At 71.3% G+C, this 9214-nt stretch carries 9 protein-coding genes; 7 read left to right on the forward strand and 2 right to left on the reverse strand.

The genetic code is table 11. From position 1 onward, the window contains the following. Positions 1-1148 (forward strand): peptidase C39 family protein (locus ABT367_RS39095; RefSeq protein ID WP_352258438.1); only part of this gene is annotated, 1148 nt, incomplete at its 5' end. A gap of 13 nt (positions 1149-1161) precedes the next feature. Here ABT367_RS39095 and ABT367_RS39100 read toward each other — a convergent pair. After that, positions 1162-1620, reverse strand: a complete 459-nt coding sequence (locus ABT367_RS39100; protein ID WP_352258440.1) for a GNAT family N-acetyltransferase — start codon at positions 1618-1620, stop codon at positions 1162-1164. 247 nt (positions 1621-1867) lie between these two features. Between ABT367_RS39100 and ABT367_RS39105 the strand changes: the two genes are divergently transcribed. The 4 genes from ABT367_RS39105 to ABT367_RS39120 all read left to right on the forward strand — a co-directional run bounded on the left by ABT367_RS39105 (position 1868) and on the right by ABT367_RS39120 (position 6330). After that, on the forward strand, positions 1868-2047 hold the full coding sequence (locus tag ABT367_RS39105) for an SCO1431 family membrane protein (protein WP_352258442.1): 180 nt from the start codon (positions 1868-1870) through the stop codon (positions 2045-2047). Between the two features lie 237 nt (positions 2048-2284). Next, entirely contained in the window at positions 2285-3457 is a 1173-nt protein-coding gene (locus ABT367_RS39110) for an acyl-CoA dehydrogenase family protein (RefSeq protein WP_352258444.1), read from the forward strand. Between the two features lie 621 nt (positions 3458-4078). After that, positions 4079-5197 carry a DUF7064 domain-containing protein gene (locus ABT367_RS39115; protein WP_352258445.1) on the forward strand — a complete coding sequence of 373 codons (1119 nt, stop codon included), beginning with the start codon at positions 4079-4081 and terminating at the stop codon, positions 5195-5197. A 29-nt stretch (positions 5198-5226) separates the two neighbouring features. Beyond that, a complete protein-coding gene (locus ABT367_RS39120; RefSeq protein WP_352258447.1) occupies positions 5227-6330 on the forward strand; it encodes a phosphotransferase family protein in 1104 nt (367 codons plus the stop codon). Between the two features lie 25 nt (positions 6331-6355). Here ABT367_RS39120 and ABT367_RS39125 read toward each other — a convergent pair whose 3' ends face one another. Further along, a complete protein-coding gene (locus tag ABT367_RS39125; RefSeq protein ID WP_352258448.1) occupies positions 6356-6793 on the reverse strand; it encodes a hypothetical protein in 438 nt (145 codons plus the stop codon). A gap of 490 nt (positions 6794-7283) precedes the next feature. On the opposite strand from ABT367_RS39125, the gene ABT367_RS39130 reads away from it, so the two are divergent. Next, on the forward strand, positions 7284-7724 hold the full coding sequence (locus tag ABT367_RS39130; RefSeq protein ID WP_052577377.1) for an Lrp/AsnC family transcriptional regulator: 441 nt from the start codon (positions 7284-7286) through the stop codon (positions 7722-7724). 68 nt (positions 7725-7792) lie between these two features. Next, on the forward strand, positions 7793-9214 hold a 1422-nt coding region (locus tag ABT367_RS39135), incomplete at its 3' end, for an amidohydrolase (RefSeq protein ID WP_352258450.1).

The raw sequence follows: 9214 nt of genomic DNA on the forward strand, positions 1-9214 counted from the left end.
CCCGCCCCGGCCTCGCGATCGCGAAGCCCGCCGGACTGCGCGCGTACACCGACCCGCACACCGGCACCGTCGCGAACTGGGAGTACGCGACCTGGACCGGCCCCGCGCACCGCCTGTCCGTGCCCGCCACCGAGGTCATCGCCTCCTGGAACGCCGACACCCCCGCGGGCACCTGGCTGGAGATCGAACTCCAGGGCACGTACTCCGACGGCACGCTCACCCCCTGGTACGTGATGGGCCGTTGGGCGGCCGGTGACGCCGACATCCGGCGCACCTCCGTGGACGACCAGAGCGACGGCAAGAGCTCGATCTGGACGGACACGTTCGCGATCGACGACCCGGCGACCGGTCTGCGCCTCGCCTCGTACCAGCTGCGCCTGACACTCCTGCGCAAGCCGGGCAGCCGCGTCACGCCCACCGTGTGGCGGGCCGGGGCCATGGGCTCCGATGTACCGGACCGCTTCGAGGTGCCGGCGTCGACGCCTGCTGTCGCACGCGAACTGCCGGTGCCGCGCTACTCGCAGAACACCCACATCGGCCAGTACCCCGAATACGACAACGGCGGCGAGGCCTGGTGCAGCCCCACCTCCTCGACGATGATCATCGAGTACTGGGGGCGCGGCCCGACCCCCGAGGACCTGGCCTGGGTGAACCCCGAGTTCGCCGATCCGCAGGTCTGCCACGCGGCCCGGTACACCTTCGACTACCAGTACGACGGCTGCGGCAACTGGCCCTTCAACGCCGCCTACGCGGCCACGTACAAGGGTCTGCAGGGCGTCGTCACCCGGCTCGGCTCCCTGACCGAACTCGAGCGCCTGATCGCGGCCGGCATCCCGGCCATAACGTCCCAGTCGTTCCTCAAGGAGGAGCTCACGGGTGCGGGCTACGGCACGGCCGGCCACCTCATGACCGTGATCGGCTTCACCGGGGACGGCGATGTGATCGCCAACGACCCGGCGTCGCCCAGCAACGAGGCAGTACGCCGGATCTATAAGCGCCGGGAATTCGAAAACATCTGGCTCCGCACCAAGCGCTACAACTCCACCGGCAAGGTCGTCTCGGGCACAGGCGGCGTCTGCTACCTGTACTTCCCGGCCCGGCTGAGCGCCGTGCAGAAGGCCGCGCTGCGGTCGGTCGGCATCCGCTGAGGAGCCGCCTGGCTCATCGGCCGCAGCGGTCCACCCGCTTCCAGGGCCAAGCGGCGGTGAGCCAGGCGTCCACGGCGTCGGCGAGCGGGATGTCGAGTGCGGCGCGGTCGGCACGCACCCACGACTGCACCGTGACGTCGTGGTCCGGGGACGGGGTGGGGTAGAGGTAGACACAGCCGATGACGTCGCCGTCGGCCGGGTCGAGCACGGTGAAGGTGAACCCTCGGCCCGCGGTGAAGTCCTCGGCGTGGCGGCGCAGATCGGCGAGATTGGCCTCGGACGACATCCCGTCGAGCGGTGGCCAGGAGCCGTCCGGATAGCCCGGGGTCGTGCGGATGTGCTCGATGCTCGACATCCATGCCGCGTGATCGGCGGCGTTGTGCCGCGGCCCCAACGGCTCGAGGCGGAACCGGTCGGCGACCAGCGATGTCGGGGGCGCGAACCCGTCGGGTACGAAGGTTTCCGAATCCATGGCCGGAGGCTAGCGCCCGCCCGTGGAGCGCCGCACCGGGTTTCTCGGGCCCGCCCGTCCGACAGGCCAGGGCCCGGGACAGGCCGGGGCCCGGGACAGGCCAGGGCCCCGGACATTCGGGACCAAGTGGAGTACCCCACACATGACCTCCGTCTCTACCCCTGGGCACTGCCGCAATGGCACCGTGGAGACGTCCTGGGGGGACACCAGGGACCATCACCGCAGTACCACCGTGAGCGAGACAGCCATGAACTCAAGCGCCCGAGTCAGCGCCCGCGCCGCCGCCACCACCGCCGAGGTGGCCGAGTACATCCGCAGCCGCACCGGCGGGCCCAAGGACAACGGGCCGAAGATCCTCGAGCACCTCGCCGGCTGGACCCTCGTCGTCGTCCTGGCGATGTTCGTCTCGCAGACCGGGCTGCTCTGAGTACCGCTTTCGCGCCCTGAACAGGCGCCCCTCTCGCGGACTCCCCGTGAGAGCAAGTTAACGGCCGTGAACCCGGTGACGTGCAGCGTTTCATCGGGCATACTCATCCCGCCACAGTCTCCGCCCCCGGTTTCGCAACCCGTTGCCGCGGCTAGGACTGAGCAGTCAGACCTCGGCGGCGCAGCCAACACCCTGAGCGCGCGCACGCCGCAGCGCCCGACAGGGAGGAGTCTCGCCATGACCGTCCGAGCCCCACAACCGGTGGACCGACAGCTGCCCACCGAGGAGGCCGCGGATCTGCTCATGCTCGTCCGCGAGCTGATCAAGGGCGAGATCGCACCCGGCGCCGCCGAGCAGGAGGAGGCCGGCCGCTTCCCGCGCGAGGTGTTCTCGCTGCTCTCCGAGTCGGGCCTGCTCGGGCTGCCGTACGACGAGGAGTTCGGCGGCGGCGAGCAGCCGTACGAGGTCTATCTCCAGGTGCTCGAAGAGCTCGCCGCGGCCCGCCTCACGGTCGGTCTCGGCGTCAGCGTGCACTCCCTCGCCTGTCATGCGCTGGCGAACTACGGCACCAAGCAGCAGCGCACCGAGCACCTCCCCGCGATGCTCGGCGGCGGCCTGCTCGGCGCGTACTGCCTCTCGGAGCCGTCCTCCGGCTCGGACGCCGCCTCGCTGCGTACGAAGGCCGTACGGGACGGCGAGGACTGGGTGCTCGACGGCACCAAGGCCTGGATCACCCACGGCGGTATCGCCGACTTCTACACGGTGCTCGCGCGCACCGGCGCTGAGGGCTCCCGAGGGATCAGCGCCTTCCTCGTGCCCGGCGACGCCGAAGGCCTCACGGCCGCCGTGCCCGAGAAGAAGATGGGCATGAAGGGCTCGCCCACCGCCCAACTGCACTTCGACGGCGTCCGCGTGAGCGACGCCCGGCGAATCGGTGACGAGGGCCAGGGCTTCGCGATCGCCCTGTCCGCGCTCGACTCCGGCCGGCTCGGCATCGCCGCCTGCGCGATCGGCGTCGCGCAGGCCGCGCTCGACGAGGCGCTCGGCTATGCGACGCAGCGGCAGCAGTTCGGCCGCCCGATCGCCGACTTCCAGGGCCTGCGTTTCATGCTCGCCGACATGGCCACCCAGATCGAGGCGGGCCGAGCCCTCTACCTGGCCGCCGCCCGGCTGCGCGACGCCGGACGGCCGTTCTCGCGGCAGGCCGCGATGGCCAAGCTGTTCTGCACCGACGCGGCCATGAAGGTCACCACCGACGCGGTCCAGGTGCTCGGCGGTTACGGGTACACGCTGGACTTCCCGGTCGAACGTCTGATGCGTGAGGCCAAGGTGCTGCAGATCGTCGAGGGCACCAATCAGATCCAGCGGATGGTCATCGCCCGTCACCTCGCGGGTCCCGAGACTCGCTGAACTGGCCCGGCCCTGGGGTGTATTGACGCGGCGGGCGACCACTCGCGCCCGCCGCGGCCCCGAAGGGCTCTCCCGCCCCGAACGATTCACCGGCCCGGAACGGTTCACTGGTCCCGAACGATTCACCGGCCCGGAACGGTTCACTCGTTCCGAACGGCTCTCCCGACCCGAATTCCCCCGGCCGCACGATCGGCGCCGTGAGCCGTGTCCACTCCGGGTCGCGGTGCCCCGGCAGCGTCTTCCCCTTGCCCGCCCAGTGCCTCAGCAGCTCCCGGTAGATGGGAGGGTCGGAAGCGCGGACCGCCCCGTGGTCACCGGTCTGCTGAACCGATTCTCCGGGCGCGGGGACGTAGAGCGTGCGGCGGCGCCTGCCGAGTGCTTCGTGCAAGGGGGTCATGCCGGGCCAACGCGGCAAAAGCGCGCAGGACACCCCCGGAAGAATTCGCGGCTCAGTTCGGAGGGTGGCCCGGGCGAGGCGGCCGGTGACATCCGAAGCGCGGCGAACCGAGGTCTGACGACCGGTTACACGAGTATGGCCCCCCGCAGCGTATCTGACGTACCGTCATCTCCGCCGCAGGGGGCGCACGCCCTGCAACCGCCGTGTGTCCAGGGAGGATTGCCGTGGCAGACGACCGTCCGGTGCCGCTCGACGAGTACCCCGTCCACCAGGTACCGCTCTCGATGAAGCATGTCGCCACCGGCGACCGCAACGCGTACGACCGCTGCATCTTCCATCTCTTCGACCACGAGGGCCGGTTCCTGCTCATCCTCGGTCTGGGGGTCTACCCCAACATGGGGGTGATCGACGCGTACGCCACCTTGCGTATCGGCGACACTCTGCACGCCGTACGTGCGTCCGACGCACTCGGGGACGACCGCATGCGTCTCGAGGTCGGCCCCTTGGAGATCACGGTCGAGGAACCGCTGAAGCGCATCCGCCTGGAATGCGCCGCCGAGGAGCCCGACTCCCTTGCGTACGACCTCACTTGGACCGCCGACTTCGCGCCCCTCTGGGAGCCCCACCACACTCAGCGCAAGGGCGACCGGCTCACTCTGGAAGGCCGCCGTTTCGTGCAGGCCGGGCGGCCCGAGGGCGTCATCCGCGTCGGGGGAGAGGAGATCGCTGTCGGCGCCGACAACTGGACCGGCACCCGTGACCGCAGCTGGGGCGTGCGGCCGATCCCCGGCGAGGAGGGCGGGCGGATCGGCGCCGAGGAGCGCACGGAGGGGTTCCACTGGCTCTGGATACCGGTGCGGTTCGACGACCGCTTCGTCATGGTGATCGCCCAGGAGGACGCCGACGGCTACCGGACCCTCAACGGGGCCGTACAGGTGCGGGACGGCGAACGCGACGTCCAACTCGGCTGGCCCCAGGCCGACATCACGTACCGCTCGGGCAGCCGTCACCCCGAACGCGCCGTCATCCACCTCACCGACGCCTCCCGCAAGCCGGTCGAGATGACGGTCGACTGCCTCACCTCGATCCCCCTGGCCGTCGGCGCCGGCTATCCGCCCGCCGACGACTGGCAGCACGGCACCTGGCGCGGCCATGGCTGGACCGACCGGCGCACCTATGACCTCTCGGACCCGTCCGCGCACCCGCTCGCGGCCTACGGAGTGATCGACCACGCCGCCCGCTTCACCCTCGACGGCCGCACGGGCCACGGCATCTTCGAGCACGGAAGCTTCGGCCGGCACGACCCCTCCGGCTTCACCGGCTTCGACTCGGTCGCCCCCTGAACACCCGTACGCGCGAGAGGAGTCAGTCCATGGCCACAGCACCCCGCCCCCGCACCACCACCCGCGACCCCGAAGAACTCGGCCGCCTTCTCACCGCATGGCTGTCCGTACGGCTGCCGGGCGCGAAGGTCGTCAACGTCACGGTCCCCGAGTCCAACGGCATGTCGAGCGAGACCCTGCTCTTCGACATCGAGCACCCCGAACCCCCGCTCACCGCCTGCGCGTTGCGCCTCGCGGCCGACCCCTCCGCGTACACGATCTTCCCGGTCTACGACATGGAGCGGCAGCACCGCGTCATGCGGCTCGTCGGCGAGCGCACCGAACTCCCGGTGCCGCGCGTCCAGTGGCTGGAGCCGGACCCCGGCCCGCTCGGGGCGCCGTTCTTCGTGATGGAACGCAAGGAGGGCCGGGTGCCGCCCGACGTCATGCCCTACACGTACGAAGGGAACTGGCTGCACTCCGCGAGCGATGCCGAGCGCGAGCGCCTCGAAGAGGCCTCCATCGCCCTGATCGCCAGGCTGCACGACCAATTCCCCGTCGAGGAGGCCGAGTTCCTCGCCTCGCCAGGCGACGGCAGTGCGCTGCGGCGGCATGTCGAGGCGCAGCGCACGTACTACGAATGGGTCGTCCGCGACGTCGCCCGCTCACCGCTGATCGAGGCGGCCTTCGACCGCCTGGAGGAGCTGTGGCCCACCGATGAGGGCGAGGCGGTGCTCAACTGGGGCGATGCGCGCATCGGCAACATCATCTACGACGGTTTCGAACCCGCCGCGGTGCTCGACTGGGAGATGGCCGCACTCGCCCCGCGCGAGGTGGACCTGGGCTGGACGATCTATCTGCACCGCTTCTTCCAGGACCTGACCGTCATGTTCGGCCAGGCCGGCCTTCCGGACTTCCTGCGCCGAGACCGCATAGAGGCCCGCTACGGCGAACTCACCGGCCACGCACCGCGGGACATGGATTTCTACCTGCTGTACGCGGCGCTGCGGCACGCGGTCGTGATGCTCCGCGTCGCCTACCGGCAGGTGCACTTCGGTGAGACGACCGTCCCGGCGGACCCCAAGGACGTGGACAAACTGATCCTGCACCACGCCAGCCTGGCGGCCATGGTGCAGGGCAGCTACTGGGATTGACGCTCCGTCAGCGCGCGGCGCCGTCTCAGGCGGCGCTGCGCAGTGAGGACGGCTTGATGGGACGCGAGCCCGGACCGCCCACGTGCGAGAAGGGCTGCGTCCGCCAGTCGAGCCCCTGGGGGAGCGTCAGAAGCAGTGCGGTGTCCTGCTCCTGGACTTCGAAGCCTTCTTCGGCCGGACGGGCGTCCGCGGCCGGCCGGCCCGTGCCCGAGCACGTGGTGAGCCCGAACGGGTTCCACGGAGTGGGGCACTTGGCGTGCTGCGGCAGAACGTCCTCGTCCGCGAGGAGCGCGATGGGCTGTGCGCAGTCCGGGCAGATCACCCGGTACATCTCGAACGTGTCATACGTGTCGAGCTCTTCGGAACCGTCGAGGTTCTCCGGTTCGACGCCCTCCGGTTCGGCTGCGACCGGCGCCTGCTGCTTGCTGCGGGCGCTGCGAACGGGGCGCTTGGGATTCTGCATGGGTACTCCCCCTGGAATGGGCCGACAAGGCGCTGCGGCCTCGACCACAGCAAGCACTTCCCGCCTGCTCGTGGCCCTAACCACGCCACCCGCGAGGACACGGTTGCAGAGGTGTGGCGTTCGTCACAAAGGGGTTACGAGGTTCCGCCCGCGGCAGGCTCCTTCGGCCCGGGCCCTGCTCAGAGGCTGCCCATCACCGAGACGTACTGCTCCGCGCAGAAGGCGATGAAGCCCACGCAGAGAACGAAGAGACTGCCGATCGCGATCACGCCGCTGCGCCGCATCGGAGATGACACCTGCCCCAGGTCGCGGTGTGCGCACCCCGGGCGGGAGCGCGCCTCGAACACCCCCAAGCGTCCGCCTCCCACGGAGCGCGCCGCCACGGCCGATCGCCCCCGGCGCAGCGGGACCTTCGACGGTCCGTACCTCTGAAAAGCCCGTGCGGATCCCAGGTATCCCCGTGGATCACGGCCCTGTAGGTTCTTGCGCCATGGAGGACCTCGACCGCCAGATCGTGCAGCTGCTCGTCAAGGACGGGCGGATGAGCTACACCGACCTGGGCAAGGCCACGGGCCTGTCCACGTCCGCCGTGCACCAGCGCGTGCGCCGCCTCGAGCAGCGCGGCGTCATCCGCGGCTACGCGGCCGTGGTCGACCCGGAGGCCGTCGGCCTGCCGCTGACCGCGTTCATCTCGGTCAAGCCCTTCGACCCCAGTGCCCCGGACGACATCGCCGAGCGGCTGGCCGGGGTCCCCGAGATCGAGGCCTGCCACAGCGTCGCCGGCGACGAGAACTACATCCTCAAGGTGCGCGTCTCCACCCCGCTGGAGCTGGAGGACCTGCTCGGCCGGGTCCGCGCCCTCGCCGGGGTCTCGACGCGCACGACGGTCTGCCTCTCCACGCCGTACGAGGCGCGCCCGCCGCGCATCTGAGGGCGCGCGGCACCCGGCCGAGGCCCCCGCGTCCGGAACGCCCCTTACGAGGCGCGAGACTGTTCCCCATGAGCGAGAGCAACCCCACCGCCCCCGACCACCGCACCCTGCTGCTGCGCGGCGGTGAGGTCCACAGCCCGGCCGACCCGTTCGCGACCGCCATGGTCGTCGAACGCGGGCAGATCGCATGGGTCGGTTCCGAGGGTGCGGCCGACGCGTTCGCCGAGGGCGTGGACGAGGTGCGGGACCTCCAAGGGGCCCTGGTCACCCCGGCGTTCACCGACGCGCATGTGCACACCACGTCCACCGGGCTCGCGCTCACGGGCCTCGACCTCTCGGACGTACGGGACCTGCGCGAGGCTCTGGACCGCGTACGGGAGTACGCGGCGAGTCGCCCCGACGACCGGGTCCTGCTCGGTCACGGCTGGGACGCCGCACGCTGGCCCGAGCGCCGCGCACCGCACCGCGCCGAACTGGACGAGGCGACCGGCGGACGGCCGCTGTATCTGACCCGGATCGATGTGCACTCCGCCGTCGCCACCACCGCGCTGCTCGACCTCGTGCCCGGGGTGCGCGACCTGCCCGGCTTCGAGGCCGACGCCCCGCTGACCAAGGAAGCCCACCACGCGGTACGGCGTGCCGCGCACGACGCGATCGGGCCCCTCCAGCGGGCCGAGGCCCAGCGCACCGCGCTGCGGCACGCGGCCTCGCTCGGCATCGGTTCCGTGCACGAGTGCGCGGGTCCCGACATCTCCTCGGAGGACGACCTCACCGGCCTCCTCGCGCTCGCCGCGGACGAGCCCGGCCCGCGCGTCGTCGGCTACTGGGCCGAGGCCCTGGAATCGGCCGCGGAAGCCGACCGTATCCGCGATCTGGGCGCCCTCGGCGCGGCGGGGGATCTGTTCGTCGACGGCGCGCTCGGCTCGCACACGGCCTGCCTGCACGAGGCGTACGCGGACACCGCCCACACGGGTACCGCCTTCCTCGACGAGGCCGCCGTGGCCGCCCACGTCATGGCCTGCACCGAGGCCGGCATCCAGGCGGGCTTCCACGCCATCGGCGACGCCGCCGTGAGCACGGTGGTCGCCGGGATGCGCACCGCCGCCGACAAGCTGGGCCTCGCCCGCGTACGGGCCGGACGGCACCGTGTCGAGCACGCCGAGATGCTCACCCCCGACACCATCGCCGCCTTCGCCGAGCTCGGCCTGACCGCCTCCGTGCAGCCCGCGTTCGACGCGCTGTGGGGCGGCGAGGACGGGATGTACGCCGAGCGGCTCGGCGCAGAGCGGGCCCGCACCCTCAACCCCTTCGCGGCGCTGCTGCGTTCGGGCGTCCCGCTCGCCTTCGGCTCGGACAGCCCCGTCACCCCGCTCGACCCCTGGGGCACCGTCCGGGCCGCGGCCTTCCACCGCACGCCCGAGCACCGGGTGTCCGTGCGGGCCGCGTTCACCGCGCACACGCGGGGCGGCTGGCGGGCCGTCGGCCGGGAC

The sequence above is a fragment of the Streptomyces mesophilus genome, from assembly GCF_040300965.1.
GTDB classification, from domain to species: domain Bacteria; phylum Actinomycetota; class Actinomycetes; order Streptomycetales; family Streptomycetaceae; genus Streptomyces; species Streptomyces mesophilus_A.

Coding starts and splice junctions, on each gene's coding strand:
- ABT367_RS39100 (WP_352258440.1), bottom strand. CDS start 1,620: ATGGATTCGGAAACCTTCGTACCCGACGGGTTCGCGCCCCCGACATCG.
- ABT367_RS39105 (WP_352258442.1), top strand. CDS start 1,868: ATGAACTCAAGCGCCCGAGTCAGCGCCCGCGCCGCCGCCACCACCGCC.
- ABT367_RS39110 (WP_352258444.1), top strand. CDS start 2,285: ATGACCGTCCGAGCCCCACAACCGGTGGACCGACAGCTGCCCACCGAG.
- ABT367_RS39120 (WP_352258447.1), top strand. CDS start 5,227: ATGGCCACAGCACCCCGCCCCCGCACCACCACCCGCGACCCCGAAGAA.
- ABT367_RS39125 (WP_352258448.1), bottom strand. CDS start 6,793: ATGCAGAATCCCAAGCGCCCCGTTCGCAGCGCCCGCAGCAAGCAGCAG.
- ABT367_RS39130 (WP_052577377.1), top strand. CDS start 7,284: ATGGAGGACCTCGACCGCCAGATCGTGCAGCTGCTCGTCAAGGACGGG.